Genomic DNA, 26,493 nt, shown 5'->3' with positions numbered 1-26,493 from the left:
AAATTCCGGAATTAATTTCGCTGAGAGCGAAATTTATAATTTTATAATAGGGGTAAACACGAGTAATATCAAGCCCTTCTACTGGGACGGAATTACGGTGTAAAAACGTTGATTTGTCAGTTTTATTGGACTACTATTTTATTAAGGTTGACGAATGAATTTTACCCGGGTATTACAGATCGTTCATTCTCGGCAGAATAATTTTCATTTGCAGCGAAATTTTAGATGGTTACGAGACACGAATCACATGATGGCAATGGAAAAGCCGTTCCTTGTTATTCGGATTCATAGAAACGTGTCAGAAGGACGAAAGGGGCATAAAGAATGACTAATAAAATTCCTAAGGTCTATCAAGTAGGTGATGTTACCGTTACACGTGTTACGGAGATGATGCTTGACGGTATTCCACCAGAAGTGTATTTTGCGGGATCGTGGGACCCCAAGTTCCTGGAGGAGAATCGGAACTCTCTTCCATCTGGCCTGATCGATGGCAATTCTCAGCTTATCGTTAGCATTGGAACATGGGTAGTGAAAACCCCGAAGCATACGATCCTTATTGATACTGCTACAGGAAATGATAAAAACTTGCCTTTAAATCCGGATCTCGCCAATCTCGAGCTCCCTTATCTCGAACGCTTGAAAGAGGCAGGAGTTACACCGGAGGAAGTCGATTACGTTCTGCTGACGCATCTGCACGTGGACCATGTCGGTTGGAATACAAAGCTCGTTGACGGAAAATGGGTACCTACGTTCCCAAATGCCAAATACGTATTCCCCCTCGCGGAACAACAATATTATTCGAGTGAGGCCAGCCACAACAAAGCAAACGAAGCAAACTTTAACGTTTACGAAGAAAGCGTATTGCCTGTTGTTGAAGCTGGCTTAACGCAAACGATTAGCCCTGAGGGCGGGAAATTTCTTGATATTTTCACATTCATTCCGACGCCCGGCCACAGTATCGGCCAAATGTCCATCCATCTTAAAACCGGCGGAGAAGAATCTTTATTCGGCGCCGATGTGATGCACCATCCGTTCCAGGTTTTTAACCCCGAATGGAATTCCATGTACTGCGAATTTACCGACCAAGCCCGAGTCTCACGGCTCCGGGTGCTGGAGAGCATCGCGGATCGTCCAATCATTTATTTCAGCACGCATTTTCCGGAAAGTGCGGCGGGGTACGTGACTCGAAGCGGGGACGGATACAAGTGGGACTTTATTTAATACGACCTGACACAAACACAATACGAAAGGCGCTGAGCTTATGACAACCCATAATTTTCTTAATGATGTAAATATCGTGACCGAAGACCTTCGTATCCCAAGTGATACACCCGGAATCGAGCTTTATGTGCGAAATAAACGGCCAGCTTCCATGAATACCTTCTCTAACGAGAAAACGATCGTGATGGTTCATGGCGCTACCTATCCAATTGGCAGTCTGTACGATGTAGAGCTGGATGGCTTCACTTTTCTGGACTATCTTGCCAGCCATGGCTATGACGTGTACGCCGTGGACGTTCGCGGCTACGGCGGCTCGACAAGACCGCCTGAGATGGAACAGCCTGCCGACCTTAATCCACCGCTTGTCCGTACGGAGACAGGGGTACGAGATTTTGGCACAGCCGTGGACTATGTTCTGAAACGCCGGAATTTAACGAAGGTTAATGTTCTGGGCATGTCTTGGGGAGGAACGGTTGCGGGAGCTTATACCAGCCGAAACAACGATAAAGTAAACAAGCTTACTCTTGTCGCTCCACAATGGCTGAGCTCCAAACCGGTTCCGATCGATACCGGAGGTCCGCTTGGTTCGTATCGCCTTGTTGCTGTCGGCAGCACGAAAGAACGCTGGCTAAGCGCCGCACCGGAACATAAACGCAGCGATCTGATTCCGGATGGCTGGTTTGAACAATGGGTCAACGCCACTCTTGCTTCTGACCCGGGGAGCCTAACCGATCATCCTGAGCATATCCGGGCGACCAACGGCCCTATCCTGGATATCCGCGAATACTGGACGGTTGGCAAAGCTTTCTATGATCCTAAGAATATCACGGTTCCCATCCTTCTTGTTCATGCCGAGTGGGATATTGATGTGCCCCTTGAATTAGCCCAGAATTTCTTCACTTCCCTGACAGGAGCTGCCTATCGCCGCTGGGTCGAAATCGGAGAAGGGACGCACATGGTTTTGTTGGAGAAAAACAGACTTCAGGCTTTTCAAGCCATCCTCGGTTTCCTGGATGAAGCGTACGCACCGGTGAAATAAAGCTTCCGCTGCATGAACGGACTTTAAGATTATATCGATTGCTTTATTAGAGGCCCGCGGCATTGTCGCCTCGGGCCTTTTTATTCACCAATTTATAAAAGACGGGGAGAAATTTAATACGATGAGCCATACCGCTATAACAACAACAAAAGCACCCGCAGCTATCGGCCCTTATTCGCAAGCCATCGCTTTAGAAAATGCCGTCTATACGTCGGGCATGCTTCCGATTGATGCCGAAGGAAATCTGAAAGAAGGCATCGTTGACCAAACCCATCAAATATTAAAAAACCTGCAAGCCGTCTTAACTGAAGCTGGATTATCTTTAGTAGACGTTGTAAAAACATCCGTTTTCATGACGGATTTAGAGCAATTTCAGCAGATGAACGAAGTATACAGCCAATATTTCAGCGATCATCACCCTGCCAGAACAACCGTAGAAGTGTCTAGACTTCCAAGAGACGCCAAGATTGAAATAGAGCTTATCGCAATCAAACGCATTTAATTCCGCTCCATTATTCGTATTTCTGTGAAAGAAGGCGCATCTGTTTGCGAACTTATTTGCTTCTCTTGTTTTGCGCAACCCTTTGCGGGAGTAATTTCGTCTTAGGTTCGCTGCTGCTGCAAGCATTTCCCGCCTTGTATCTGTCGGCATACCGGCTTATGGTTTCATCGGCGTTCCTGCTTGTATATTTGGTTGCAACCCGTGGCATGACGAAGATTACGCTCCGCGACTCCGTTTATTTAGTGCCCTTCGTTCTGATCGGGATGCTGCTTCACCAAGTTTCTTTCTTTACGGGACTTCGGACAACGGATGCAACGACGGCTTCGCTCATCTTATCGTTAGCTCCAATTTTTACAGCGCTATTTGCCCGCTTATTTTTGAAAGAGCCGTTAACGAAACGCATGGCTGCTGGCTCGATTGTTTCCCTCGCCGGTGTCTTCTTCGTAGTTGGACCCGGCGGAAGCATGGGTACAGCCATTACCGAAGGCGTCTGGATCATGTTTATCTGTATGCTGGCATTTTCGGGATCTGTGATCCTCATGAAAAAGCTGACGGAACGTATGGATGCGTTTGTCGCAACGGTATATACCACCCTGCTGGGCTGCATTTCGGTATACCCGGTGGCGGTCTGGAGCGAGCCTCACGTACAGGTAAGCCCTCATTTCTGGTGGTGGGTTCTCTTGGTTGGATCGGCTCTGCTTATTCAGGGCTTATGCGCGGTTATCTGGAATGCGCAGATCCGCAAGGTAGGGGCGGCTAAAGCCTCCCTGTTTCTGAATTTACAACCGTTTGTCGCCATGATTTTAGGATATATCACGCTCGGCACCCCGATTTCCTTAACGCAAGTGGCAGGATCTGTTCTCATTATTTCCGGCGTAGTTCTAGCCACTGTGCAGGGACAGAGAACAAGGAAAATAGAAGACGATACACTGAAAATATCCTCTGCCAAGAGGTAAAAAGCCTGCGCTGTAATCGAGGCTCACAAGAAAAAGATGGAGGACTTACGACAAGCCAAAAGGGAGCGCTTTATATCATGGCTCCCTTTGGCTTTAGGTTTAGGGCATTCTTTTGCGGGATGGCCCTTTCTTTGATTCGCTTGATCACGCCTTTTAGGTTCTTACTTAGATTCGATGCGACCTAATGGATTGGCACCCTCCTCCAGATCTTTCCGTGCTGCCAACCAGCTTGAGTCGTCGAGATTGAGCGCATCGCGAAGGTAAGACCACGTGAGCTGCTGGAGCAAAGCAACTCGTTCGGGGTTCTCATCCGTCGTCTCCGCGACGTTGTACCCGGAGATTCCGCCAAGTATATGTTCTGCACCGAAGAGAGTGAGCAGGCTTTTACTGCCCGGGCTCAGGAAGTAGGGGTCTGTGAACCAGTCCGGCCCCCGAGTGGACAGGTGGGATTGGTCATGATCCCCCGCGACCACGAGAGTCGGCGTCCTCATATCGGAGAAACTCGGGTTCATGAATGGGAAGTGCTCTGCCGCGAACGGACTCAAGTCAGCTCAGCCCAGTAGTCGACTAATGGACCGTAGCTGTCCATCGACCAACCAAAGCCTTGCGAGAAAATAATAATAGGGCCTTCAGCCCGAACCGAATCGTTTCCATCTCATAGAATAAAAGAGGGACTTGAAGGAGGAGATGACCATGCTTGTTAATCTTTTGCTTCGTTCTCGAGGAAAAGCCGTTGTACTTAAATTGGTTTCAGCGGAAGAAGTCGGGGGCGTCGTCGTGAAAGTGAATAAAGGAATAGTCGTACTCAGAACGTTACTGGGAACTAGAATGTTTATACCTATTCATAAGATCGTTGCCGTCATTAAACGGTAAAGAATACTTACGGCACGGTTCTCTAACTAAAAAGCCACTCCCAGACGAGTGGCTTGCTTCCTCAAGAGTTTCCTTGAATTTATTCCGGCTGCCTCCCCCGTCCTGCTAACCCGTAAAAGAACAACTCCATCAATTGATCCATACTCCAGATTGTCTGTTCTTGATTCGATGCCTCCCAATATCGGCTCAGTTCATTCTTGAACATCGTGAAGTAACGCATCGTCACCTCTTCTGATTGTTCTTTATTAATATAACCCTCTTGTTTGCCAAGCGCGACAAACTTCCTAACAAAGCGCACGATCTTCTGATTGCTATAGCTTTCCATCATTTGCATCAATCCGCCCAACTCAGAGGACGGGACTTTCGGGAACTCATCCGCTAGAATTTTCAAGTTTTTGGCCTCCAGCAGCATGATTTCCTTCGTCTTCTCAGGGAAAGACAGCCCGGAATCAAGAATGCTCTCATACAGCGCCAACTGCTTGTCCATCCAGTTCATCAGCGTATCGGTATAGAGCCGTTCTTTGGTACCGAAATAGTTATATATCGTAGCAGGGGAAACCTTCGCTTTATGCGCAATCTCATTCACGCTGACCTTTTGGAATCCATATTTAAAAAACAATTCCATGGATGCTCCGTAGATCTGCTCCATTTTTTTCTGTTTCCGTCGCTCGTAGCCGTCCATCATCTTCACCTCCCATACAGTGTAACCAAAGTTTTAGAGCATTTCAATAAAATCAGTATAAAACATTGAACTTTTAAACCTATGTAGTTATAATGATTTTAGAGTAAATTGATCTATACAGTACATAACTTTGCAAAAATGAAATGGCGATTGGAACCATGAATGGACGATGGGAGTGTAATGAAATGAAACAACTGCGGATTCCTGCTTTTTTGCATGATGTTTTTGGTGAAAAACAGTCTATTGGGTCTATTCTGGCGATACTGCTTTTTGGCGGAATACTGACTACTGCGTTATATTGGTCGTTCCCCGAATTGACAAACCAACTGCCGGTGTGGCGCAGCGCCCTGGCATTATTATTGATCTTCGATATTTTTGCCGGCTGTATAGCGAATTTTACGGCTTCTACCAGCAACTTTTATGCGGCGAGAAAAACGAATCGGATCGTATTCATTACGATACATTTCCATCTCGTGCTCGTTGCCCTTCTTCTCCGTACTGATATTGGGTATTCGCTAGGGGTATGGGCTTATACGATAATCGGGGCATTTATTGTAAATGCCCTTATCGGAAAGCATTCGCAGCTGTTCGTTGCGGGGTTGCTCTTATCAATTGGCCTGGGCTCCATACCCATGCTGCCGGGGATAACGCCCTATATGCTGATCGTCTGCATATTGTTTATGCTTAAAGTATTGTTTGGCTTCGCCGTTGACCATTATGGCATAGCAAAGCATAATACCGATGAAGAAGCATCTATCGGCGAGAAGTAAAAAAGGGCTCGACGCGGCGCGGCAGCCCATAAATTCGGTGCAATGATGTTGGTCTCTTACTTTTGAGACAGACTTGCCAGATGCTCCTCAAGACGATCCATGGTCTGTTCGGCGCCTGGGACGGCATATGTTTTTACCTTATCGAATGTAGCGGAAGTTTCTTCAAAAACGGTTCTGTAAGTTAGTTTGGTCTTACCACCCAGATCCTCAAAGATTGCCGTCGCCAGAAAATGGGGAAACACAGCATGTTTGAAGACGATTCGCTCGGGTGTAACAACCTCGACAAAGTCGTTGGTGTTGGGAAAATCAACGCCATCAGGACTGTGCATGATAAACTGCCACGTACCGCCCGGTTTCATATCAAATTTCTGAAACGTCGTCGTAAACCCTTGAGGACCCCACCACTTCGATAGATGTTCCTCTTTCGTCCAAGCTTCGAACACAAGATCGCGCGAAGCGTCAAATACGCGGGTGATCGTAATCTCGCGTTCCCCTACTTGCGCCGGGATTTTGTTTGTTGCGTTGTTTTGGCTCATGTCCATCCCTCCAATTGGGCAAATTCCTTTTTTAAGTATAGCACATTAGTCATGCATCGATTTCTTTCGGATTGCGCTCTTGAATCACCCAATCATGACATCGAAAACGCCCGATTTCCTTAATCATTGATTCAATAAAACTGCACTGAATTACTTATGATACGGTTGACCGCGCTGACTGTAACGGAAATTTTTAAGGCCACCCATTTGGATGGCCCTTCTTAATTTTTGCTGCTTTTTCTATTTTCTGTAGGATGGAGTTTGTTCGGCGATTTGCCTAATACAATTAAATCTCCGTTCCACTCAGGAATAAATAATAAACTATCCGCATAGTCAAGACTACATATCCTGAGCAGTTGAAGTTCAAGTGGATTAATGGGTTCAGAAGAAGGGCTATGATTAGTAACATCGGTTAATTGATTTGTCCCTGCAATAGTGGAAATAATCCCCGTTTTACGATCTACCATGCGAACTACATGATTTTGGGTATCTCCGATATATAAATTCCCTTCTTCGTCTAAAGACAGCGACCAGGGTCCATCAAACTGTTCAGCATAATTTGATCCAAAGGTTGCATGAATGGCCAAACCCCCATCCCCAGAATAACCGCTTTTCCCATTTCCAGCAACTCGTTCGACTTCTCCCGAAATTGGATTAATCATTCTCACACAGTAGTTCTTGCTATCCAGTACATATATATTTCCGTCTGGCCCCCGCCTTAAATCATAAATCCAATTGAATTGTACATTCTCAAAAGATACCGTACCTTCTTGAAACCCAGGTTCACCATTTCCAAGGATTATGATCCGTTCACCATCCAGATTAAACTTATGTACCCTGCAGCCAGTAACTTCATTTACCCACAAAAATCCACTAGGGTCATATTCACAATTTCCAATATCTTTAAGCCCCCACTTTTCTCCGTCGATAAGGAGTTCAACATAACCGATGATAAAGTTTATTTTAAAGATTTTTTTATTGCCGCTGCTTACAACTACAACAGTCTCCTTATCAATAGTGGAGAGGTATGTTGGATTCAGTAAATCAACATGAACGTGCCGTACCCAAGCTTCTTGTGTTTTTTGCCCAGCTGTCCAATACAGTTGACCGCTATCTTTATCTATTCCACCAATCCAGTGATGATCATGATCGAGAATATACTGATTTCCATATTGGTCATGAAACCCGAAATGGCAATATCCATCAATGATTTTCTGTTCATTGCTGAAATGAATAATCCTCTCAATCGTCCAACACATCATTAAGACCTCGCTTTTAATGGCTTTTTTTTGATCATGACCATTCTCTCGATGTCTTTTACAGCTTGAATACCATTAACCTTAATCCACAACCATCTTCCATCGTGTTTAGAAGGTTTTTGATTTTTGTCGCATAATCTCTGTTCATTCATATGATCACGCTCCAAATGTTGGATTAGGAATGATATATTACACGAAGATAAATTTAAATTAATCGTAACATTCTTCCAGCATTTGAAGTATGAAACATTTGTGACAACTCGAGTCGCTTTGGCGTGAACTTCATGCCATCTGACCTTCCTAAGTACCCGAGTCAATCCAGAGAGGTATGCAAAGGCACCCTAACGGGTGCCCACAGAGATGATTATTAGGGGTTATGCGCAATTTCAACCTTTTGCTTCCGTTCCGGTTGACGGGAACGTTTCAAGGCAGATGCAAGCAAGACCAACAGGCCGCCGACGCCGATCCGGATTAAGACGATTGTCGAATGGTTCATGCTCAGTCCTTGCCCGAAGAAGAACAACTCACGCAGCCCCTCAACCAAGAAGCGCATCGGCAACCATGACAGTATCCAATCACGGTAAAACGGAGACAACAACTCAGGAGCGAGACTAAGGAGCGGCGCACCTAAGAATAGGAGCAATACAAAAAGAATCATGCCTTTCAATCCCATCCAAGAGAAAACAGCAGCTATCATGAGGAAAAACGCGAAATAAGCAATGGCCAAAAATAAAGCCGTATCCATGAAATGAGAAATGTGCAAGCCCCAACTCTCAGCGAACCAAGTGAAGCTAAATCCAGCTACCAAAGCAATAACCGCTCCCCACAAGACTTGGACGATATTCGCCCGAAGCCGTTCATTGCGATTCGCGGAATTCGATTTGTTTTTTACAAGCAAGAATATTACATTTGCGATTAGACTGGCCATCCACAAAGGTTGGAACATCAAAACCGGCGAATTCCCATTGGCACTGCGCGTTCCGATTGCATTCGCATAGATGACTTCGCTAACGATAGGCGAAGCGAACGCGGCGGCTTGTTTCGTCGAGACCGCAGCGCCTTGCTGATCGAAAATCGCTAACAGCTCGGCACGCATCTCCTCATTCATGCCTCTAATCGCTTGATCTAACATTTGTTCCGCCATACTAGACGCCGATGCATTCATGCCTTGGTTGATATAAATCCGCACCGGGGATGAAGACGGATCCGGCGTCGTCAGCGATGCTTGCTTCTCGCTAAAATCCTCGGGAATCACCAATGCCGCATAATATTCCTGGTTATCGAGTCCTGCTTTTACTTCTTCTTCGCTGCCAACTTCGATCCATTTCATCGCCGGCTCTCCATCCGAATTCGCAGAGGTTGCCGCCTGAATGTTAGACACAACCGTCTCGCCCATATTTACGTTTGAAGCCGTCAAGCCCTGATCCTCATTCACAATGGCAATGGGCAAGCGATGGGGAGCAGGATTGATGCTGGGAATCATGGCAAGGCTAAAGATGAAGATGACTGCCATAACGATAAGGGGTAATGCCACAATCAATCTGTTTTTAAATAAGCCCATACGTTTTCCTCTGTCTTTCTTGCGATTCAGCTAAACCAACCTCAAAATCTACTGTTCGAATTCTTTCGTTTTTCTGCCGGCAGTATGGCCTCGATGACGTCCCAATGTTCGGCGATCTTTCCATTCTCAACGCGGAACAAATCGTAGAAAGCGGTAGGCTGGCCGTCGAAGAGACCTTCACTCGCCGTAAGCACAAAATCGCCTTGTCCGATAACCTGATGAACATGAGTATATTGAAATTCAATATTTTTCTCCTTCAGTGCCTGCAATGCGGCATCGAGGCAGGAAAGGCCGTCTGCAATATGCGGACTATGCTGAATGTAGTTATCCCCGTCAAAGTAAGAGGCGCGCAGGCTTGGGTTCTTCCCAACCAGGATATTCTCGACAAAACTTTTGACATATGTTTTGTTTGCGTCCGTCTTGTCGATATCCTTAATCGTGACCGGTCCGTCAATCATCGTATGATTGCTTGGCGTCTTGTCCGCCATCTCTTGCAAGTTGTCCCAATGTTCGACGATCAGTCCATTCTCAAAACGGAAAATATCAAAGGCAACTTTAGGGCCGTGAAAATCATATACGGAATGAAGGGCCACATAATCTCCGTCGACTAAAGTGCGCTTAATTCTTACCTTTGTACCAACTTTCTTCAAATGTTCAAGTGCGCCAAGCATGGCTTCACGACCATCGAGTAAGGCTTGGTTGTGCTGAATATATTTGTCGGGATGAACGTAAGCCGTAATCGCTTCGGGGTTGCCGCTCTCTAAACTTTCCAGCACAGCGGTTGCTTTAAGTACAAGCTCATTTTGATGGTTGAATGTCATTGTAAATATCCTCCTTAGAGTTTATAGTCATCAGATAAATAATGAACATAGTGTTGTTTATTTATCTTTCGCTCATTATAATAGAGACGAAGACGACGCTCAATATTTAATATTTTTGTTTTTGCAGGATAAGATACAATTCATAGAACTTTGTCGCTTAACGGTCTAAATTAATTTGGGGAGGAACGAAAATCATGAGTGGAAAAACGGATCTGAGAGTACTGCGCACTAGACAATCGATTCGAATGGCGTTTTATGAGCTTATTGAGGAAAAAGGATATGAAGCGATAACGATCCAGGATATTGCAGATCGGGCTATGATCAATCGAAACACATTTTATCTTCATCACCAAAATAAACCTGATTTATTAAATACATGCATGGATGAGTTGTTGAGCGAATTAAAGAATGCGGTCGTACTATGTCCATTCAATATGAGTCCTTTCCATATTTCTACACTTGAGACAGTCATGCAAACTGTACTGGAGCATATTTCGCGGAACACCACCTTTTACTATGCCATGTTAATTGAAGAGAGTAGAATCTACCAGTTTCGGGCGAAAATGGAGAATATCATTAAAGAGAAACTGAATGAAGGCTGGGATCTTGCTCAAGGAAGCTCCCCTTTTGGGGTATCCAAGGAATTGCTGCTTGAATACCTCGTCTCGTCTTTCATGGGGATTGTCATGTGGTGGATTCAAAACGATCTGCCTCTTCCTGCGGGTGAAGTTGCATCTCAATTTAGCAGAATCGTTGCCTACGGGCATTTGAAAGCTGCCGGCATCGCCGTCGAGGAATGAAAAACGAAAGGAACTGCCTGCAGCAGCCCCTTAGTTTAATAATCCTATGTTTCCTCTAACGAAACCTGCAATTACGTTAGCGAGTAATCAGTTCGTGGTATTACGGCTGAAACGATTCACGGCACTAAACAGAGCTTTTACGGATGAGGTCATAATATCGACGTCAATGCCGCAACCCCAATATACGCTGCCGTCTGAAGCCGTGATACCGATATAGGAGACAGCTTGCGATTTCGAGCCTGTTTCCAAAGCGTGCTCTTTATAAATCAAATCGGTATAATTCAATCCGAGTTCGGTTTGCAGCGCATTGCTGATCGCATCGAGTCTTCCGTTTCCGGTGCCTTCAATTTCCTTGACTTCCGCGCCGGTTCGTATCGTGACAACGGTGTGAAAATCTTCATTATCTGTAAAGCGGTATTTGACAAACTCGACAGGCGTTTTTATATTGACATACTCTTTCACGAAAATATCGTATATTTCTTCGGGCATCAGCTCCTTTTGCTGCTGATCCGATACGTTTTTCACGACGTATCCGAAGTTTTCGCGCATTTTCGCCGGAAGATCGAGTCCGTACTTCAGTTGCAGCACGTATCCGATTCCGCCTTTGCCGGACTGGCTGTTAATGCGGATAATATCACCTTCGTACTCCCTGCCGATGTCCTTGGGATCGATCAGCAGATAAGGGACCGACCAATGCCGGGGCTCCTGTTCCTCGCGCCATTTCATTCCTTTGGCAATGGCATCCTGATGCGAACCGGAGAAAGCGGTGAATACCAGTTCGCCTCCGTAAGGATGTCTTTCGCCTACTCTCATTTTGGTCATTCGTTCATACACGGAGATGATCGCAGGGATGTTCTCGAAATTCAGCTTCGGATCTATCCCATGTGAGTACATGTTGAGCGCCAGCGTCACAATGTCGACGTTCCCTGTTCGTTCCCCGTTTCCGAACAACGTGCCTTCCACGCGCTGGGCCCCGGCCAGCATCGCCAGTTCCGCATCCGCCACACCCGTTCCTCTGTCGTTATGCGGATGGACCGACAAAATCACATGCTCCCGGTAATTCAGATGCTCGCTCATATACTCGATCTGGCTGGCGTAGACGTGAGGCATCGACATGGATACCGTTGCAGGAAGATTGATGATGACCGGGTTTTCCGCCGTCGGCTGCCATACGTCGAGTACGCTGTTGCAGATGTCCAGTGCAAAATCGATCTCCGTACCGGTAAAGCTCTCCGACGAATACTGGAACTGAAAGTTCCCTTCCGTCTCCTGCGCGCATTCCTTCAACAGCTTGGCGCCGCTCACGGCGATGTCGATAATCTCTTCCTTGGACTTGCGGAATACCTGTTCCCGCTGCGCCACGGAGGTCGAGTTGTACAAATGGACTACGGCTTTTTTCGCGCCTTTCAGCGATTCAAAGGTTTTGCGGATAATATGCTCTCTCGATTGGGTAAGCACTTGGATCGTTACATCGTCCGGGATCAAATCCTGCTCGATCAATGTGCGCAAAAAGGCGAACTCCGTTTCCGATGCAGCGGGAAATCCAACCTCGATCTCCTTGAATCCGGTCTCTACAAGCAATTTGAAGTATTCCAGCTTTTCCTCCAGATTCATCGGAACGATTAATGCCTGATTGCCGTCGCGAAGGTCGACGCTGCACCAAATCGGCGCCTCGGTAATATATTCCTTCCGGGTCCAATTCAAGCTGGTCTCCGGCGGCATAAAATATCCTCTGGCGTACTTTTCAACATTTTTCATGGATATCCTTCCTTTCATCGATTTCCTGTTTTATCTGTCAATGACTGAACATGCAAAAAAAGCCTTTCATCTCCATAAACAGAGACGAAAGACTTTAACATCTTACGCGGTACCACTCCGAATTCATGCCATCGTCGGCATGCACTCTACGGATACGGGTTTGCAAAAACGGACAAACCTGCGATCCTCCTGATGATAACGGTCAGGCTCCGGCTCCGCCTACTTCACGGGTTCAGCGAGCAACTCCAAGGCGAGTTCCGATCTTCTCCACGGCTGTTTCGCACCGTCCAACAGCTCTCTGGGCGCTTGGAAAACCGTACTATTCCTTTTCAACGTATTTTAATTATTAGGAATATGCTATATCACCACTGCGTCCGGTGTCAAGTGAATTTTCAATTTCCATAGAATGAGTTACTGTTTGTTGGAAATGACTCTATCAAGGAACTTTTCTGCATCGCTATTAAATTTCCAGTTAACTCCAAACTTGTCAACCAGCATTCCAAAGCACGAAGACCAAGGCGTATTGGATAACGGCATCGTAACGTTGCCGCCGACAGACAAATTGTTAAAGTATTCTTCCAGTTTTTGCTTATCATCAATGACTAGACTAATTATTACATTATTTCCTTTCGCTAACTCACCTGTTACCCTCTTCATTGAAGGCAAAATATCCGACATCATGATTTTCCCGCCTGCGAATTCTATGGAAGACTCCATGATCATACGTAACTCATTTTCCGGCAATGGATAGTTTGGATCTTGCGGGAAATCCTTGAATTTTACTTGTTTTACTTCTTTCGCATGTAAAGCCTTCGAATAAAAATCAATCGCTTGTTCCGCAACTCCATCAAAGTTTAAATATACAAAAGCTGACATAGAGCAATACCTCCTTCTTGTGATAAATGAAGTATAATTGATAAGAGGTGACAGGTGTATGTCACCATTTCTAAATAAAGTACAAAAAGAAGGAGAACTATGGAAAAAGTCGAGAGATTAATATCAATCATCATGATATTGCTGAAAAAAGATGTTGTTTCAACCAAACAATTCGCACAATTATTTAACGTTTCCAAAAGAACGATACTTCGCGATATGGAAACGCTGAGTTTATCGAACATCCCTATCTATTCTGTTAATGGAGTTCATGGCGGCTACGGGATTATGGATGAATACAAGTTTGATAAACGTCTGTTAAGCAGCTCCGACTTAGAGAATATATTGACTGCGCTCGGCGGATTGGAACAAATTCTAATTAGCGAAGAAGTTGAATTGACTATTAAAAAAATAGAATCAATGGTTAGCTCATTGTCTCCGAAAGGTTCGATTCAACTGTCATTTTATGATTGGGGGGGTCGTTCTGAGATTCGTCAAGCCTTGAAGACATGTCAAGAAGCAATAGCAAAGAGAAGGTTCATTTCATTTGATTACCTTGATAAAAATGGCACTAACACGAATCGAATTGTCGAGCCATATCAGCTCCATTTTAGTGAAGCGAGTTGGTATTTGAAAGGATTCTGCTTACAACGCATGAGATATAGAACATTTAAATTATCGAGGATCGATCATCTTACTATGGATGAAAAAACATTTAGTCCTAGAGATGATTTATTAGAACAAGAACGTGAAGCAAGTTATCATCCGGAACTAGTCGCCGTAAGAGCGTTGATTTCGCCTAGCGTAAAAGATCATTTCATTGAAAGGTACGGTCGAAAGAGTATTGAGAACTATAGTTCCGAATTTTTCTTAGCGACAATCACTGTTCCTCAAAACAGTATTGGATTTCAATTCTTGGCAAGTTTCGGTACAAATCTAAAAATAGTAGAGCCCAAAACATATGTTGAAGACTTTCGAAATTATTTAAAGAAAATGATGGAGAATTATTTTTAAACTTGCCAATCGAACCTAAAATGGACAAAAGCTAAACAATTATTTTCAAAGTACCGAAAGTACTATAGAGATTATATTTGGATATACAAAGGAGCGGTACCGAATGAAAAGATACACCCTATTGTTATGCTTGCTCATGGTTGCGCTAATGATGGGCGGCTGTAGTTCCCCGGAGACAGCAGGGAATTATCAGACCGTCGCGTTCAAAGGAGTCGAGTTGGAGATTCCGGACGAATGGACTTTTTTGGGGCAAATGAGCGACGAACTCAAGTACGAACTGAACTTCGAAGGCAAAAAAGTCGGCTTTTTCTACATCTACTCTTTTCCTTATCCAAGGGAAGTCTATAAAAGCATGTTTATCGACTGGGAAGAGGAGACCTACAAAGGCATCTATGCGCTCAGCGATAAAACGGAGCTTCATAAGAACATGACACTAATGACCTTCAAAGCCAATGCCGATGACGCGCAAAGCAACACATTGATTTCTAATGTGATACAGGTCATCCTTGTAGAGAGCGCCGATCAAGTTCTAGAAGTGTCCTTTGATATGCCGACTGACTATTACGAGAATCATTCCGATGTCCTCAAGCATATTCAGAAGAGCTTAAAATGGACAAAGTAGAAGGCAATAGACATCTTCTAGAATCGTCAGCCGGTGTAGGATGGCGGCGTGTTTTAAATCCAATAACCCCGTATCAACTGATGTTTCTATGTAGCCTACGATCTGATCAAACGTAAAAACATTAAGTTTTAGATTTACAACTTACCCCTACACTGCTCGCATAGCTCCGTCATGAAATTAAAAGAAGGTATCCCTCCATCATTTTAGGACTTTTGGGGCACCTTCTTTTTCTTGGTATCTGCGTTGTGTCTCGCACATGACCTTTATTTTACCGACCTTCGGCTAAGAACTGTTCCACGCGCGACTTCATCGCATCCCGTACCGCTCTAAATTGGTCCATAATTTCTTCTTCGGTGCCGGTGGCCTTGGCTGGATCATCGAAGCCCCAATGCCATTTCACGACGTTTTTATTCGAAATCACCGGACAATGTTCTTCTGCATGGCCACATAACGTAATCACATAGTCAGCCCGATTCAAAATCTCCGGATCGATGACGTCCGAAGTATGACCGCTTATATCCACACCAGGTTCCTTCATCACCTGGACGGCGCGCGGATTCAGTCCATGCGCTTCCAGCCCGGCGCTTTTCACATCGTAGCGATCATTACCGAGCGCCTTCAACCAGCCGTCCGCCATTTGGCTGCGGCAAGAGTTTCCCGTACAAAGAAAATAAACGAGTTTTTTGTTTTCTGACATGGTGGTCCTCCTGTTTATTATATTAAGCTGCTTGCTTTGGAAAATACTTCCGCTGGAATCGGAGCGCGACGTTCACCAAGGCAATCATCACGGGAACTTCCACAAGAGGCCCGATCACTGCCGCAAATGCCGCTCCGGAGTGAATACCAAACACCCCAACGGCCACGGCAATCGCCAGCTCGAAGTTATTGCCCGAGGCGGTAAATGCCAGTGTAGAAGTCACAGGATAACTAGCCCCTGCTTTTTTGCCCATGAAAAACGAAATCAGGAACATGACAACAAAGTAAATCAAGAGCGGAATCGCGATCCTCACGACATCGAACGGCAATTGGATAATCATTTCGCCTTTCAGCGAGAACATGACGATGATCGTAAACAATAAAGCGATCAGTGTAATGGGACTGATTTTCGGAATAAAGACCGTCTCGTACCAGGACCGCCCTTTTGCTTTTACAAGCGAATAGCGCGTAATCATCCCGGCCAGAAAAGGTATCCCTAAATAAATGAACACGCTCTTGGCAACTTCGGCCATCGTAATGTCAACAACGACGCCTTCCAACCCGAACCATCCCGGCAAAATCGTAACAAAGATATAGGTGTAGACGGAGTAAAACAAAACTTGAAAGATCGAGTTGAAAGCAACGAGTCCCGCTGCGTACTCGGCATCCCCTCTGCACAAATCGTTCCAAACGATAACCATTGCAATACAACGGGCTAAACCGATCATAATCAGGCCGACCATATATTCGGGATAGCCTTGGAGAAAAATAATAGCCAGGAAAAACATTAAGATCGGGCCGATAAGCCAGTTTTGAATCAATGAAATGGTTAACACTTTGCCATTTCGAAAGACACGGCCGATTTCCTCGTATCGTACTTTCGCCAGCGGCGGATACATCATTAAAATGAGACCAAGCGCAATCGGTATCGACGTGGTTCCGACTTGAAATTCATTCAAACCGGCGACAAAGTTAGGAAATACGTAACCCAAGCCAATTCCTATCGCCATCGCAACAAAAATCCATAACGTCAAATAGCGATCCAGAAATGAGAGTCGCTTTTTCTCTTGTTTTCTCACTTGCTGTACCCCCTTCACTCGCATGTAACCGTCATTCCTTGTTGCTCCAATTTCCGCAGCTCCTCGGATAGATCAGGCAAATGGGACAAAGCATAACCAATTTCCTCTAACCGCTTCTCATTGATGGAGTAGAACACCCATTGCCCCTTTCGCGTTTCGCGGACCAGTTCAGCCGTTTTCAGACGGCTTACATGTTTAGAAATGGCTGGCTGGGAAATGTTAAAGATGGGAACCAGTTCACACACGCAGCAATCGCGAATACGGAGCAAAGAAAGGATTTTCAGCCTTGTCGGATCGGCAAGAGCTTTCAGAATATCTGCAATCTTTTCAAATTCCATTGTCATGATGATCACCCCATATCAAAACTATATAACTATATTGTTATTTATTTATGAAAAAAAATCAATATTGAACCCCCCCCTCACAACCCATTTCCTAAGATAAGGCAAATTTTACACTTGCAAATTGCAAATAAATGCGGTATAACTGTTTCATGAGGTGAGGCACCGTGGAAAATGTACGTGAACTGTTTCAAATCATGACTCGTCGCTTTGGCTTTCTGAATAAAAACTGCTGTTCTGCCGGCGGCTGCGACATCTCCTTAATTCAAAGCCATATCCTTTACGAAATCGATCGCCAGCATAAGCCTTCTATCCAGCAAGTAGCAGAGGCATTAGGGACAGATATAACGACATTCAGCCGACAAGTCCAATCGTTAATCAAGATGAAATTAGTGAAGAAAACGCCCAATCCGGACGACCGGAGGGTAAATCTGCTTTCCCTAACGACGGAAGGCAAGTATGTTGCGGCGTCGATTGACCAACAAATGAACGACTATTTAAACGAAATTTTTTCGCACATGAACGATTTTGAAAAAGATACCGTCATTCGCTCGATCAAGCTATTAAACGAAGCGATGGCGAAATCCGGCCAATGCTGTTCAACCCCTTCTTGCGGGTGATCTTTTTTCTAAAATATTTGCAATTTGCAAATAACTATCCTTATAAAAAAGTGAAGGAGAGATGATTCATGAATCAAGTAACGAACGATCAAATTCGCCAAAATGTACGCAGCCGTTATAAGGAAATCGCGTTGCAAGAAGTGGAGTCGGGTTCGTGCTGCTCGCCAGCTTCAAGCTGCTGCGGATCGGCCCATGACGTTTCTTCGCAGTTGGGCTATTCATCCGAAGAATTAACCGCTGTTCCGGACGGTGCAAACCTTGGTCTTGGTTGCGGCAATCCGCAAGCTATCGCGGAGCTTAAACCGGGAGAAGTAGTATTGGACCTCGGCAGCGGCGGCGGTTTCGATTGTTTTCTGGCGTCTCGGCAAGTCGGGGAAACCGGCCATGTGATCGGGGTCGATATGACGCCGGAAATGGTGAGTCGCACCCGCAACAACGCCGTCAAAGGCGGGTTCGCGAACACAGATTTTCGGCTAGGGGAGATCGAGCATTTACCGGTTCCGGATCAAACGGTGGATGTTATCATTTCCAACTGTGTCATCAATCTTTCGCCGGATAAACAACAAGTGTTTGATGAAGCATTCCGCGTCCTGCGCTACGGCGGGCGTCTGGCTATTTCCGATGTCGTAACGACAGCAGAACTTCCAGTGGAAATAAAAAACGACTTGGATGTTTTATATTCGGGGTGTATATCCGGGGCCTCGTTCGTTGATGAGCTGAAAACGATGCTTACGCAAAGTGGATTTCAAAATGTAGTGGTCGAGCCGAAAGAGGAATCCAGGTCATTTATCAAAGATTGGGTTCCTGGGTCGAAGGCGGAGGATTATATTGTCTCTGCCGTTATCAAAGCGATCAAACCGTAGACAAACACAGACCCCTTTTATATTAATTCAGAGCCCTTTAGAAAGGGCTTTCTTTTTTATCTATATTGCTCTATCGCTGCGTTAGAGTTTAACCGGCACTGCTTATGGGCAGTATAGGAATAATCTCTCTTGTAAACCTTCTAAGAGTTCTTCCGGCATTTCCCGGACCTTGATATCCCCACCTAAGAAAAGCAGCCAATTTGTCATTTCGGTCAATTCTTCCGAATTGTCAACATGGATACAAGTCTTTAGAATGGCTGTAGTTTGATAAGGATTCGTATAGGAAATTGAAATTCTTACAGGATGGTATTTTTTGAACTGAGCAATCGCCTTGGGACCAAGTTCAACGACAAGGTTGATGGATTCTTCCTGCTTATTTAGTTTTTCTAATATCTTTTTCTTGCTTGTTCTTTTTTTCGCAGGGTATGGTTCTACATCGACAAGATTGTCGACTGGAATAATCCGTCTCTTTTCTTCCTCTAAGTCGAAGCCTTCAATTTGCCATAGGCTTTTTTCACGATATAGATGCAAGAGATAAACGGGATAAGACTTGATAACCTTCTCTTCCTTGATGGAAACCAATAAGTAACTGTCCGTAAGAAGGATTTGGATGAGTTTTTCCAACATCGGATGGGGCAAGTCCGACAGATCAAGCAGGTCGGGATTATGGGGATTGGTCCCTTCAAAAAGCAAGATTTGATTCAAAACAACAAGGTCGTCTTGCTGGTTTTCCGAGATGAGGCCTAGCAATTTTTCAGCTAAAGACTGACGGCTCTTCAGATAAGGGAGTTGTTGGTTTCTTGTGGCCATAAAGGCAATAAAAAGAGCTTTGATCTCATTATCGGTAAAGCGGACCGTGGGCAAGACAGAGTTGTTCATGACAAAATAACCCCCATCCCTTCCGACTTCAGCGACAAGCGGCATCCCCATGGCTTCGATTTCCCGGATATCCCGAATAGCCGTCGAACGAGAAATGTTAAATTCTCGCATGATTTCAGAAATGGTAAAGTGGGCGCGGTTGTTGATATATCGCATGATAATATTAATCCGTTCAACTTTTTTCATCGGGCCCCCCTAAACAGTATCACTTTTTGACATGATTTAAGGTTATTATAAACCCATCAAGTGAAAAGACAAATCATTTGATTAATTTAAAAAAGGAAGGTTTTGAACATGACAAATTATACCCTTGAAGAAAAAGACAGCTTTATCGTTTTAGGTATTGGAAAGGAGCTTCAGAGCGATTACACAGATTATGTTGGCATAAACAAGGAAAAAGCAGACTTTTGGGAGGCAGTGAAACAAGATGGAAGGCTTGACACTTTAAAGGCCGTAGCCGCAAATGACTACATTTTTGCCGTGAACGAAGCGGTGAATAACAAGATGATGTATTATGCCGGCGTCATGACAGAGGCGTCGGTACCGGAAGCGACCAGAGTAATCCAATTTCCTAAAGGGGAATACCTCGTTGTCAAAGGGGAAGCGAAGACGTCCGATGAGTTGAGCAATCTGCTTACCGGCATTGCCTTTGGACAAGTCTTGCCGGAAGCGCAGAATTTTGCCTATGTTGGCGGGCCAAACGCAACGGTTGAGATGGGGCAGCGAAACGGCCTCGTATTTGGAGAAATGTGGATTCCTGTTGTTAGAAAATAAAGAGATAAGCGAAAGCTTCGGATGCGGGTTTTGCTCGAAGCAGGTTCTGAGAAGTAATGCTCGCAAAACTTTTAGGAGGGATGCACATGTCCTATATCGTTGATTTTAAAAATGTATCTACGGTTGGTTTAGAATCTTCACCCGTAGCAGAAGCGCTTGCCGGTTTACGTGCGAATGAAGCCCGTTACTTTATGAACAAATATAAGCATGAATTTACAGTTGTACCGGCTAGCGAAAGCCAGGAAACGCTTGATTATGTGAACCGAATTTTGAAAGAAGAACGTGATCTTGAGTTTGCGGCCAAACCTTTGGAAACATCGCGTTTTCAAGTGGAAAATATCCAATGGGCTTACGTCTTTTATGAGGATGGGCTAGAGGTCAACGTCTTGTATACGGTTGATGACCCTAAGAAGCGTGCTGTTGGTTTTAAGCTTTCCGAGGGGATGGAGGTACCGCAGGAATTGGAAGGAAAGTTTAAGTTTGCCAGGCAGAAGTCTAAACTGGCTGGAACCATTCGGGGCTCGTTTTTTGTCATTAAAGGAGAATATTAAAGCATTCAAATAACAACAGCACCTCTCGATCAAATTAGAGGGTGCTGTTGCATTTTTCGCCTCGCCGATGCCGGTCGCCGAGGCTTGTTATGAACAAACATGCTCAATCGTTCAGTTCAGATTCATATTTTCAAGCTGTTCAAAAACGCCATCAACCCATATTGGGTCATCCCATAGTGTTGGATCATGAAGTTTTCTAACAGCGGGATGACCCGTTACAATCGTATCTACACCATCCTTGTTTCCAAAGTACAAATCAACCATTTTTAATGCCTTGTTTTCAGCTTGAACTAACATCTTGAAGTTCATTCCAGACCCTTGGTTCGAAAAAGGTAAACTTACGTAGTAGAGATTTTCATCAAGTTTCATGAACTCTGCTTCCTTGAATTCATTTTCCAAACCGAAAATTACACCGATGCCTCCCTTTTGTTCCTTTCTTTGTTCTAACTCTAACATTTTATTTGTAAATTTTAGAAGATTCTCGTTAGATATATAATTTTCAAATGATACTGCTTTTTGTTCTGCAATAGCTCCGTTATATAAATTTACAAAAGCTTTACCAAATGCTGCAACGGTTTCTTGATCATCATCACCAATTTGGTTCCCTTTAATTGGAAACTGTTGATTTGCTAGGTCTCTTAATATTTCTTCTGCGGATTGCTCCGGTTGTTCAAAAGAAACTTCTTCACCTGATGGTATATTCTTTGAGCCGGTCATTTGTTCTAATTCATCGATCCCCTTCATTTTAGAATTTGCTATCCATCCAATCCCAACTGCTATGATAATGACAATGGAGAAAACAAGTACCCAGAACCTTGGTTTTTTATAATTTAACACGTTTTTCATCCTCCCTTGCCGTAAGGCTCATATTGAAAACAGACAGAAATAGTTCGCTCAATTACCAATGACGTTGCATCGAGAAATTGCTAACCGGACCGTACGACCGTTATTTTGCGTCAAAACCGCTTATTCGCTGTTTCGGCGGACATTGGTTCCGTTATCCGTTCGTCGCAGGGCTTATTTTTACGCTTTTGCCGCGAATAAAGGATCGTCTGTCCGCAAACTGGCCGCAATCGGGTCGTTTGTCACAATTAGCGTCTCCTGTGTCCGCGAAGAACAATAACCCCTTATCTAGTGGATAAATTTACTTTACATGTCTATGTCAAAGATAGCCCTTTCATTGATTTTACTAAAGCATTGGGCCAAGACCCCATTTTTAACACAAATCTATGTAAGCATCTTATATGTGCCCAATCATTCCCTTTATAACTGACATAAATTGGAGCATTAAACAAGAGGAGCTGATTTTTTGGTACGTATCCTTGATAAAGCGGCCGTTCAACCGCTTAGCCGCTTCAACCCGGCCAAATCGTTTACGATTCGACGTTCCCCGCAAAGATCTGGCATTGCATCGATCGCTGTACGAATTCCAGCGAATTCACAACCGAACCGGGTAGATTTGGTGGCATCCGTTGGTGTCAGAGGTGTTAAAGGCATTGCGCAAATTCGCTTTAGAGTCTTCCGTGGCAATAAAGAAATTTTCAACACACAGCAAGGTATCGAATCTAAAGGTTCGGAGCAAAATTATATCGTTACCTTCCAAGCTGAAGATAGAAATGTAAGGGCAGGTACTCATGCTTACACAGTCACAGCAGAAAACCTAACTGCAAATACAAGAGTAGATGTAGTAGGACCAATATCTTTTAGCGGGTTAGCGGTTAAAACCAGAAACTAACAGCACCTCATACCATCGGCGTCGCCAATAACGAGCCCGGAGCGTCCTCTTTCTATGAGCGGATCGTGACGTTCATGCAAAAGCGCGGTCTTACGCACATCCGCTTCGGATTGGAAGCGGCCGGGCCGTTCCCCTGCCCATTCGCTCGCTTGACACCATTTTATTCTTTCATTTTGACTCCTCGTCTCCTAACGCATAATCAACGGCAGCCTCGGCATGAAGCCGTGTTGTATCATAAATCGGGATATTACAGTCGTCTTTTGAGATGAGCATTGCGATTTCCGTACATCCGAGAATAACAGCTTCCGCTCCCTTACGGATAAGACTGTCAATGATGTCTAGATATCTTTTCTTTGAATGTTCATTTATTATTCCAAGACAAAGCTCGTTATAGATGATATCGTGAATGACTACTCGATCCGCTTCATCCGGAACAACCACCTCAAGTCCAAACCGATCGACAAGTCTGCCCTTGTAAAATGGTTCCTCCATAGTAAAAGCGGTCCCTAACAAAGCCACCTTCTTGATATGATCGCTAACAATTTTATTTGCTGTTGCATCTGCAATATGAAGTAAAGGAATCGATACCGAGTTCATTACTTCGGGCGCCATCTTGTGCATCGTATTCGTACATATGACGAGGACTTCGGCTCCGCCTGCTTCAAGTTTTTGTGCCGATTCAATCATGATCTTCGTAGCCTCGGTCCAATTCCCTTGATGCTGGAGATCCTTGATTTCTTGAAAATCTACGGAATATAGCAGACTCTTTGCTGAGTGGTGTCCACCTTTCCTTTCTTTTACCCTCTCATTGATGATCTGGTAATAGAGCATGGATGATTCCCAACTCATGCCGCCTATAAGTCCTATTGTTTTCACTATCTGATCACATCCATTCTTTTTTATCTTATTTTTTGTTTCAAATCGAAAGACACGCCTCTTTCTTCGACCGCCCGAATATAATGCCCGTCCGGATCGTAGAAGGTGAAATAACCGAAATCATTAGTAAATTCAGGTTCTTTATCAATATGGGCTCCAGCTTGTTGAATCCGATCATGCAACGCAAGCAAATCATTCGTTAGCATCTCAACCATCGTCACGTGCCCCGTCACTTTCTTTGAACTTACTGCTTTCTTATAAGTTTTAGTCTGAATTTTTATTCTTAAAATAGTTGCGGCTACCAGCTCGCACGTTCTCAGGTAAAACATGATCTAGTTCCTTATTCAACCAAGCAAGAGTTTTATTACGTAAAACCTTTCGCATATGCTCTTCTGCTTCCAACATCGTCAAGTTAATTGTACATAAAGGATTACTTTGAGTGCATGACGTACATTCTTCATTATCTTTATACATGACATTCGTTTTTAATATATTTTTACATTGAAAAATAGGTTTCTTTCCTTCAACCGCTTCAACTACATCCCAAAACGAGATCTCCTCGGGAAGTTTAGCTAATTTATATCCTCCCTTTACACCAGGTGTAGAGCTCACAATACCAGCCTTAGTCAATTTACCGAAAACTTTCGAGAGATACGTTTCCGAAAGCCCTTGAAATTCTGAAAGATCTTTTATTCCTATACTTTCCTCTTCCGGTATGTCTATTAAATAAACAAGGCTATGCAAAGCATATTCAACCATTACACTGTACTGCATCGATCACATCACCCGCTTTCATGGTAAGAGGTATACAAAAACATAGTATAGCATCAATTTCATTTTGTAAATTTACGTAAATTATATGGCTGAAAGTTGACATGCCATTGGGGAAAATATATTATGGATTATACTAATCGTCGATTAAGTTGATCGATAATAATAAACTTTTCAATTTAGGAGGAAAATATACATGAGTAAATTGCTTATCATCAATGCACACCCCGTATTTGATTCTAAAACCTCTGCGAGTCTAAATGTATTTCATTACTTCTTGAAAGTATACAAAAAGAAGCATTCAACTGATGAAGTCATTGAACAAATTAATCTGTACGAAGATGAAGTACCCCTGTTAGATAAAAAAGTTCTAAGCGCATGGGCGAAACAAAAGGATGGGGAAAAATTAACAAGTCAAGAAAAAGAAGTAACAGACCGCATGAATGAGATATTGAAGCAATTCAAAAGTGCGAATAAGTATGTCATTGTTTATCCGTTGCATAACTTCAATATCCCCTCAAAACTAAAGGATTATATGGATAATATTATGATTGCGAGGGAAACTTTTACATATACCGATACTGCATCGGACAATGGAAGAAGATCCGTCGGTCTTCTCAACGATGGAAGAAGCATCGTTGTCATTCAAGCCAGTGGATCAATATTCACCAATAATGACTATTATACCGAAGTGGAGTACTCGCATAAATTTTTGAAGTCCATGTTTCATCTGATTGGAATCGAAGATTTTGAAACCATTCGAGTACAAGGAACAGCCATTCTGGACAGAAATGAAGTATTACAAAAAGGATATAAAGAAGCTGAAGAGCAAGCTATAAAATTAGCGGCTAAATAGGAAATACAAAAAAATATGGCAGCCGATCTGTAGGATTGGTTGTTTTTTTATATTAATCTGCTGATATTTCTTAAAGTGTGTACCGTCACTTATGGTACGGTTCTCTGCGCTGTCAGTCTGATTCTAAAACTGGACTTCATTGGTGAGAACAATAGCAGCAAATTGAGCAAGAATGCTATTGTGATGGTTTATTATTTTTTCTGCCGTTAATTCGTCGGTATCATAGGTACTGTGGCAATCCTTCACCAATTCTACTTGATAACCATGAGAAAAACCACTCTTCACGGTCGTGTCCACACAATACTCGGTCTGGATTCCGCACATAATTAAAGTGTCGATACAGAGGTCCTTAAGCTGATTGTGGAGCCCCGATTCCAGAAACGAATCCGCATGAGATTTAATAATGATATGATCGTGTTCAACGGGAGCGATCTGCTCGTGTACTCGCCACAGCGGTTGATTCTCGGATCTCAGTGAGCCTTCACGCTCGGTAAACATGATATAGAAAATGGGTGAGTTGCTCTTGCGGGCTTTTTCAATCAAGCGCTTGGTATTGGCAAGCAATTTTTCTTCTTGATAAAGAGATTTTCCACCGAAATTTTTCCATACAAAAGGCATAACCTGCATGTCTATAATTAGAAGTGCTTTTTTCATTTCAGTTAATTCTCCTTGTTCTGCGCTTCGTTTTCTCATGTTTCCATAATCCGTGCCGATTGCAGTACGTATATAACGTTCCGCCGTACATTTTTGGGAAACGCACTTCTGCGGCTTGTTCAGGGTACAATCTTACGATCAGCACCCTATCGTAAGAGATATAAGCAATAAAGGCTATATAATGATCTCTGCTCATCTCATGTTGAATTTTAATAAAGTAATCATCTTCAATCTCATCAACGGTTATTTGGTGCTCATCGTTCTCAATATTTGAAAGCATCGGCTCCAAAATCCTGCCACAACACGAAATGCTTGTTGAACCTGTACTGGTTATGATATTGCTGCAACTTTGACATACGTAAAAATTGATGTTCTTCATATTCCTGTTATTGCTAACGCATAATGTCCGGAGATTGATGGTGTAAGTTATCCTGCTATTGACGGTTAATCTGACCGCATCCGGATATACGAGAGGGGGAATTATGATAATTCTCCCTGAATGACGCGTTTA

33 protein-coding genes and 1 other annotated feature are annotated in these 26,493 nt (G+C 43.9%); of the genes, 15 read left to right on the top strand and 18 right to left on the bottom strand.

The window, feature by feature from the left end; all coding sequences use genetic code 11:
- Positions 1-324: 324 nt before the first annotated feature.
- The 4 genes from LQ229_RS10790 to LQ229_RS10775 all read left to right on the top strand — a co-directional run bounded on the left by LQ229_RS10790 (position 325) and on the right by LQ229_RS10775 (position 3,718).
- A complete protein-coding gene (locus LQ229_RS10790) occupies positions 325-1,221 on the top strand; it encodes an MBL fold metallo-hydrolase (RefSeq protein ID WP_216541268.1) in 897 nt (298 codons plus the stop codon).
- 40 nt (positions 1,222-1,261) lie between these two features.
- Entirely contained in the window at positions 1,262-2,260 is a 999-nt protein-coding gene (locus LQ229_RS10785; protein WP_216541269.1) for an alpha/beta hydrolase, read from the top strand.
- A gap of 121 nt (positions 2,261-2,381) precedes the next feature.
- Positions 2,382-2,762, top strand: a complete 381-nt coding sequence (locus tag LQ229_RS10780) for a RidA family protein (protein ID WP_216541270.1) — start codon at positions 2,382-2,384, stop codon at positions 2,760-2,762.
- Positions 2,763-2,806: 44 nt separating this feature from the next.
- Entirely contained in the window at positions 2,807-3,718 is a 912-nt protein-coding gene (locus LQ229_RS10775; protein ID WP_230191699.1) for a DMT family transporter, read from the top strand.
- Positions 3,719-3,879: 161 nt separating this feature from the next.
- Here LQ229_RS10775 and LQ229_RS10770 read toward each other — a convergent pair whose 3' ends face one another.
- Together LQ229_RS10770 and LQ229_RS10765 are read right to left on the bottom strand one after the other, a co-directional pair.
- On the bottom strand, positions 3,880-4,230 hold the full coding sequence (locus LQ229_RS10770; RefSeq protein ID WP_230191698.1) for a hypothetical protein: 351 nt from the start codon (positions 4,228-4,230) through the stop codon (positions 3,880-3,882).
- A 440-nt stretch (positions 4,231-4,670) separates the two neighbouring features.
- Positions 4,671-5,273, bottom strand: a complete 603-nt coding sequence (locus tag LQ229_RS10765) for a TetR/AcrR family transcriptional regulator (RefSeq protein WP_230191756.1) — start codon at positions 5,271-5,273, stop codon at positions 4,671-4,673.
- Between the two features lie 185 nt (positions 5,274-5,458).
- Between LQ229_RS10765 and LQ229_RS10760 the strand changes: the two genes are divergently transcribed.
- The gene (locus LQ229_RS10760; RefSeq protein WP_230191697.1) at positions 5,459-6,043 is read left to right on the top strand and encodes a hypothetical protein; all 585 of its coding nucleotides are present in this window, start codon (positions 5,459-5,461) and stop codon (positions 6,041-6,043) included.
- Positions 6,044-6,099: 56 nt separating this feature from the next.
- Here LQ229_RS10760 and LQ229_RS10755 read toward each other — a convergent pair whose 3' ends face one another.
- From LQ229_RS10755 to LQ229_RS10740, 4 genes are all read right to left on the bottom strand, one after another.
- Complete coding sequence (locus tag LQ229_RS10755) at positions 6,100-6,579, bottom strand: SRPBCC family protein (RefSeq protein ID WP_230191696.1); 480 nt, start codon at positions 6,577-6,579, stop codon at positions 6,100-6,102.
- A gap of 221 nt (positions 6,580-6,800) precedes the next feature.
- Positions 6,801-7,838, bottom strand: coding sequence for a hypothetical protein (locus tag LQ229_RS10750; protein WP_230191695.1), 1,038 nt, complete (start codon positions 7,836-7,838; stop codon positions 6,801-6,803).
- Positions 7,839-8,205: 367 nt separating this feature from the next.
- Positions 8,206-9,351 (bottom strand): ABC transporter permease, encoded by a 1,146-nt coding sequence (locus LQ229_RS10745; RefSeq protein ID WP_230191694.1) that lies wholly within the window; start codon positions 9,349-9,351, stop codon positions 8,206-8,208.
- Between the two features lie 89 nt (positions 9,352-9,440).
- The gene (locus LQ229_RS10740; protein WP_230191693.1) at positions 9,441-10,220 is read right to left on the bottom strand and encodes a nuclear transport factor 2 family protein; all 780 of its coding nucleotides are present in this window, start codon (positions 10,218-10,220) and stop codon (positions 9,441-9,443) included.
- A gap of 194 nt (positions 10,221-10,414) precedes the next feature.
- Here LQ229_RS10740 and LQ229_RS10735 point away from each other — a divergent pair, with 194 nt between their 5' ends.
- Complete coding sequence (locus LQ229_RS10735; RefSeq protein ID WP_230191692.1) at positions 10,415-11,020, top strand: TetR/AcrR family transcriptional regulator; 606 nt, start codon at positions 10,415-10,417, stop codon at positions 11,018-11,020.
- Between the two features lie 87 nt (positions 11,021-11,107).
- On the opposite strand, the gene leuA is transcribed toward LQ229_RS10735, so the two are convergent.
- Both leuA and LQ229_RS10725 read right to left on the bottom strand, forming a co-directional pair.
- Positions 11,108-12,778, bottom strand: coding sequence for a 2-isopropylmalate synthase (gene leuA / locus LQ229_RS10730; protein ID WP_230191691.1), 1,671 nt, complete (start codon positions 12,776-12,778; stop codon positions 11,108-11,110).
- A 77-nt stretch (positions 12,779-12,855) separates the two neighbouring features.
- Positions 12,856-13,120, bottom strand: a binding site (T-box leader).
- 69 nt (positions 13,121-13,189) lie between these two features.
- A complete protein-coding gene (locus tag LQ229_RS10725; protein WP_216537605.1) occupies positions 13,190-13,654 on the bottom strand; it encodes a VOC family protein in 465 nt (154 codons plus the stop codon).
- A 99-nt stretch (positions 13,655-13,753) separates the two neighbouring features.
- On the opposite strand from LQ229_RS10725, the gene LQ229_RS10720 reads away from it, so the two are divergent.
- Entirely contained in the window at positions 13,754-14,665 is a 912-nt protein-coding gene (locus tag LQ229_RS10720) for a YafY family protein (RefSeq protein WP_216537606.1), read from the top strand.
- 103 nt (positions 14,666-14,768) lie between these two features.
- Complete coding sequence (locus LQ229_RS10715; RefSeq protein ID WP_216537607.1) at positions 14,769-15,287, top strand: hypothetical protein; 519 nt, start codon at positions 14,769-14,771, stop codon at positions 15,285-15,287.
- Between the two features lie 268 nt (positions 15,288-15,555).
- Here LQ229_RS10715 and arsC read toward each other — a convergent pair whose 3' ends face one another.
- From arsC to LQ229_RS10700, 3 genes are read right to left on the bottom strand one after another with little or no spacing between them, the layout of a single operon-like run.
- Complete coding sequence (arsC, locus tag LQ229_RS10710; RefSeq protein WP_230191690.1) at positions 15,556-15,984, bottom strand: arsenate reductase (thioredoxin); 429 nt, start codon at positions 15,982-15,984, stop codon at positions 15,556-15,558.
- Between the two features lie 22 nt (positions 15,985-16,006).
- Positions 16,007-17,062 carry an ACR3 family arsenite efflux transporter gene (gene arsB, locus LQ229_RS10705; protein WP_290370025.1) on the bottom strand — a complete coding sequence of 352 codons (1,056 nt, stop codon included), beginning with the start codon at positions 17,060-17,062 and terminating at the stop codon, positions 16,007-16,009.
- A 14-nt stretch (positions 17,063-17,076) separates the two neighbouring features.
- Positions 17,077-17,400 (bottom strand): metalloregulator ArsR/SmtB family transcription factor, encoded by a 324-nt coding sequence (locus LQ229_RS10700; RefSeq protein ID WP_216537707.1) that lies wholly within the window; start codon positions 17,398-17,400, stop codon positions 17,077-17,079.
- 170 nt (positions 17,401-17,570) lie between these two features.
- Here LQ229_RS10700 and LQ229_RS10695 point away from each other — a divergent pair, with 170 nt between their 5' ends.
- On the top strand, positions 17,571-18,023 hold the full coding sequence (locus LQ229_RS10695; RefSeq protein WP_216537609.1) for a MarR family winged helix-turn-helix transcriptional regulator: 453 nt from the start codon (positions 17,571-17,573) through the stop codon (positions 18,021-18,023).
- Positions 18,024-18,091: 68 nt separating this feature from the next.
- Positions 18,092-18,886, top strand: coding sequence for an arsenite methyltransferase (locus LQ229_RS10690; RefSeq protein ID WP_216537610.1), 795 nt, complete (start codon positions 18,092-18,094; stop codon positions 18,884-18,886).
- A 102-nt stretch (positions 18,887-18,988) separates the two neighbouring features.
- Here LQ229_RS10690 and LQ229_RS10685 read toward each other — a convergent pair whose 3' ends face one another.
- Entirely contained in the window at positions 18,989-19,951 is a 963-nt protein-coding gene (locus LQ229_RS10685) for an HTH domain-containing protein (protein ID WP_216537611.1), read from the bottom strand.
- Positions 19,952-20,059: 108 nt separating this feature from the next.
- On the opposite strand from LQ229_RS10685, the gene LQ229_RS10680 reads away from it, so the two are divergent.
- Positions 20,060-20,539, top strand: a complete 480-nt coding sequence (locus LQ229_RS10680) for a GyrI-like domain-containing protein (RefSeq protein WP_216537612.1) — start codon at positions 20,060-20,062, stop codon at positions 20,537-20,539.
- 86 nt (positions 20,540-20,625) lie between these two features.
- Positions 20,626-21,090 (top strand): phage tail protein, encoded by a 465-nt coding sequence (locus tag LQ229_RS10675; protein WP_216537613.1) that lies wholly within the window; start codon positions 20,626-20,628, stop codon positions 21,088-21,090.
- A gap of 111 nt (positions 21,091-21,201) precedes the next feature.
- Here the strand turns inward: LQ229_RS10675 and LQ229_RS10670 are convergent, their stop codons facing one another.
- Positions 21,202-21,927 (bottom strand): hypothetical protein, encoded by a 726-nt coding sequence (locus tag LQ229_RS10670; protein WP_230191689.1) that lies wholly within the window; start codon positions 21,925-21,927, stop codon positions 21,202-21,204.
- A 67-nt stretch (positions 21,928-21,994) separates the two neighbouring features.
- Between LQ229_RS10670 and LQ229_RS10665 the strand changes: the two genes are divergently transcribed.
- Together LQ229_RS10665 and LQ229_RS10660 are read left to right on the top strand one after the other, a co-directional pair.
- On the top strand, positions 21,995-22,213 hold the full coding sequence (locus LQ229_RS10665) for a hypothetical protein (protein ID WP_230191688.1): 219 nt from the start codon (positions 21,995-21,997) through the stop codon (positions 22,211-22,213).
- 186 nt (positions 22,214-22,399) lie between these two features.
- On the top strand, positions 22,400-22,825 hold the full coding sequence (locus LQ229_RS10660) for an exosporium protein C (protein ID WP_216537615.1): 426 nt from the start codon (positions 22,400-22,402) through the stop codon (positions 22,823-22,825).
- 168 nt (positions 22,826-22,993) lie between these two features.
- Here LQ229_RS10660 and LQ229_RS10655 read toward each other — a convergent pair whose 3' ends face one another.
- Genes LQ229_RS10655 through LQ229_RS10645 form a run of 3 tightly spaced genes read right to left on the bottom strand, consistent with a single transcriptional unit; the run spans position 22,994 to position 24,475 of the window.
- On the bottom strand, positions 22,994-23,701 hold the full coding sequence (locus LQ229_RS10655; protein WP_230191687.1) for an aspartate/glutamate racemase family protein: 708 nt from the start codon (positions 23,699-23,701) through the stop codon (positions 22,994-22,996).
- A gap of 23 nt (positions 23,702-23,724) precedes the next feature.
- Positions 23,725-24,030 carry a VOC family protein gene (locus LQ229_RS27285; protein ID WP_356710368.1) on the bottom strand — a complete coding sequence of 102 codons (306 nt, stop codon included), beginning with the start codon at positions 24,028-24,030 and terminating at the stop codon, positions 23,725-23,727.
- Positions 23,966-24,475: an Rrf2 family transcriptional regulator gene (locus LQ229_RS10645; protein ID WP_216537617.1), complete on the bottom strand. Its 510-nt coding sequence runs from the start codon at positions 24,473-24,475 to the stop codon at positions 23,966-23,968. Before LQ229_RS10645 ends, LQ229_RS27285 begins: the two co-directional genes overlap by 65 nt.
- 193 nt (positions 24,476-24,668) lie before the next feature.
- On the opposite strand from LQ229_RS10645, the gene LQ229_RS10640 reads away from it, so the two are divergent.
- Positions 24,669-25,328 carry an NAD(P)H-dependent oxidoreductase gene (locus tag LQ229_RS10640; protein WP_216537618.1) on the top strand — a complete coding sequence of 220 codons (660 nt, stop codon included), beginning with the start codon at positions 24,669-24,671 and terminating at the stop codon, positions 25,326-25,328.
- A 123-nt stretch (positions 25,329-25,451) separates the two neighbouring features.
- Here the strand turns inward: LQ229_RS10640 and LQ229_RS10635 are convergent, their stop codons facing one another.
- Together LQ229_RS10635 and LQ229_RS10630 are read right to left on the bottom strand one after the other, a co-directional pair.
- Complete coding sequence (locus tag LQ229_RS10635; protein ID WP_230191686.1) at positions 25,452-26,021, bottom strand: cysteine hydrolase family protein; 570 nt, start codon at positions 26,019-26,021, stop codon at positions 25,452-25,454.
- A complete protein-coding gene (locus LQ229_RS10630; protein WP_230191755.1) occupies positions 25,984-26,178 on the bottom strand; it encodes a hypothetical protein in 195 nt (64 codons plus the stop codon). The genes LQ229_RS10635 and LQ229_RS10630 overlap by 38 nt, the downstream gene beginning before the upstream one ends.
- Between the last annotated feature and the right edge of the window lie 315 nt (positions 26,179-26,493).

It is taken from the genome of Paenibacillus sp. CECT 9249, assembly GCF_918697855.1.
Taxonomy (GTDB): domain Bacteria; phylum Bacillota; class Bacilli; order Paenibacillales; family Paenibacillaceae; genus MSJ-34.
The sequence above is the reverse complement of the archived record's forward strand: the minus strand, read 5'-3'. Positions and strand labels throughout refer to the sequence as shown.

What these genes read in the sequence shown, in the direction of transcription:
- LQ229_RS10790 (WP_216541268.1), top strand. Translation starts at nt 325, where the DNA reads ATGACTAATAAAATTCCTAAGGTCTATCAAGTAGGTGATGTTACCGTT.
- LQ229_RS10785 (WP_216541269.1), top strand. Translation starts at nt 1,262, where the DNA reads ATGACAACCCATAATTTTCTTAATGATGTAAATATCGTGACCGAAGAC.
- LQ229_RS10780 (WP_216541270.1), top strand. Translation starts at nt 2,382, where the DNA reads ATGAGCCATACCGCTATAACAACAACAAAAGCACCCGCAGCTATCGGC.
- LQ229_RS10770 (WP_230191698.1), bottom strand. Translation starts at nt 4,230, where the DNA reads ATGAACCCGAGTTTCTCCGATATGAGGACGCCGACTCTCGTGGTCGCG.
- LQ229_RS10765 (WP_230191756.1), bottom strand. Translation starts at nt 5,273, where the DNA reads ATGGACGGCTACGAGCGACGGAAACAGAAAAAAATGGAGCAGATCTAC.
- LQ229_RS10760 (WP_230191697.1), top strand. Translation starts at nt 5,459, where the DNA reads ATGAAACAACTGCGGATTCCTGCTTTTTTGCATGATGTTTTTGGTGAA.
- LQ229_RS10755 (WP_230191696.1), bottom strand. Translation starts at nt 6,579, where the DNA reads ATGAGCCAAAACAACGCAACAAACAAAATCCCGGCGCAAGTAGGGGAA.
- LQ229_RS10750 (WP_230191695.1), bottom strand. Translation starts at nt 7,838, where the DNA reads ATGTGTTGGACGATTGAGAGGATTATTCATTTCAGCAATGAACAGAAA.
- LQ229_RS10745 (WP_230191694.1), bottom strand. Translation starts at nt 9,351, where the DNA reads ATGGCAGTCATCTTCATCTTTAGCCTTGCCATGATTCCCAGCATCAAT.
- LQ229_RS10740 (WP_230191693.1), bottom strand. Translation starts at nt 10,220, where the DNA reads ATGACATTCAACCATCAAAATGAGCTTGTACTTAAAGCAACCGCTGTG.
- LQ229_RS10735 (WP_230191692.1), top strand. Translation starts at nt 10,415, where the DNA reads ATGAGTGGAAAAACGGATCTGAGAGTACTGCGCACTAGACAATCGATT.
- leuA (WP_230191691.1), bottom strand. Translation starts at nt 12,778, where the DNA reads ATGAAAAATGTTGAAAAGTACGCCAGAGGATATTTTATGCCGCCGGAG.
- LQ229_RS10725 (WP_216537605.1), bottom strand. Translation starts at nt 13,654, where the DNA reads ATGTCAGCTTTTGTATATTTAAACTTTGATGGAGTTGCGGAACAAGCG.
- LQ229_RS10720 (WP_216537606.1), top strand. Translation starts at nt 13,754, where the DNA reads ATGGAAAAAGTCGAGAGATTAATATCAATCATCATGATATTGCTGAAA.
- LQ229_RS10715 (WP_216537607.1), top strand. Translation starts at nt 14,769, where the DNA reads ATGAAAAGATACACCCTATTGTTATGCTTGCTCATGGTTGCGCTAATG.
- arsC (WP_230191690.1), bottom strand. Translation starts at nt 15,984, where the DNA reads ATGTCAGAAAACAAAAAACTCGTTTATTTTCTTTGTACGGGAAACTCT.
- LQ229_RS10700 (WP_216537707.1), bottom strand. Translation starts at nt 17,400, where the DNA reads ATGGAATTTGAAAAGATTGCAGATATTCTGAAAGCTCTTGCCGATCCG.
- LQ229_RS10690 (WP_216537610.1), top strand. Translation starts at nt 18,092, where the DNA reads ATGAATCAAGTAACGAACGATCAAATTCGCCAAAATGTACGCAGCCGT.
- LQ229_RS10685 (WP_216537611.1), bottom strand. Translation starts at nt 19,951, where the DNA reads ATGAAAAAAGTTGAACGGATTAATATTATCATGCGATATATCAACAAC.
- LQ229_RS10680 (WP_216537612.1), top strand. Translation starts at nt 20,060, where the DNA reads ATGACAAATTATACCCTTGAAGAAAAAGACAGCTTTATCGTTTTAGGT.
- LQ229_RS10675 (WP_216537613.1), top strand. Translation starts at nt 20,626, where the DNA reads ATGTCCTATATCGTTGATTTTAAAAATGTATCTACGGTTGGTTTAGAA.
- LQ229_RS10665 (WP_230191688.1), top strand. Translation starts at nt 21,995, where the DNA reads ATGACGTTGCATCGAGAAATTGCTAACCGGACCGTACGACCGTTATTT.
- LQ229_RS27285 (WP_356710368.1), bottom strand. Translation starts at nt 24,030, where the DNA reads ATGTTTTACCTGAGAACGTGCGAGCTGGTAGCCGCAACTATTTTAAGA.
- LQ229_RS10645 (WP_216537617.1), bottom strand. Translation starts at nt 24,475, where the DNA reads ATGCAGTACAGTGTAATGGTTGAATATGCTTTGCATAGCCTTGTTTAT.
- LQ229_RS10640 (WP_216537618.1), top strand. Translation starts at nt 24,669, where the DNA reads ATGAGTAAATTGCTTATCATCAATGCACACCCCGTATTTGATTCTAAA.
- LQ229_RS10635 (WP_230191686.1), bottom strand. Translation starts at nt 26,021, where the DNA reads ATGAGAAAACGAAGCGCAGAACAAGGAGAATTAACTGAAATGAAAAAA.
- LQ229_RS10630 (WP_230191755.1), bottom strand. Translation starts at nt 26,178, where the DNA reads ATGAGCAGAGATCATTATATAGCCTTTATTGCTTATATCTCTTACGAT.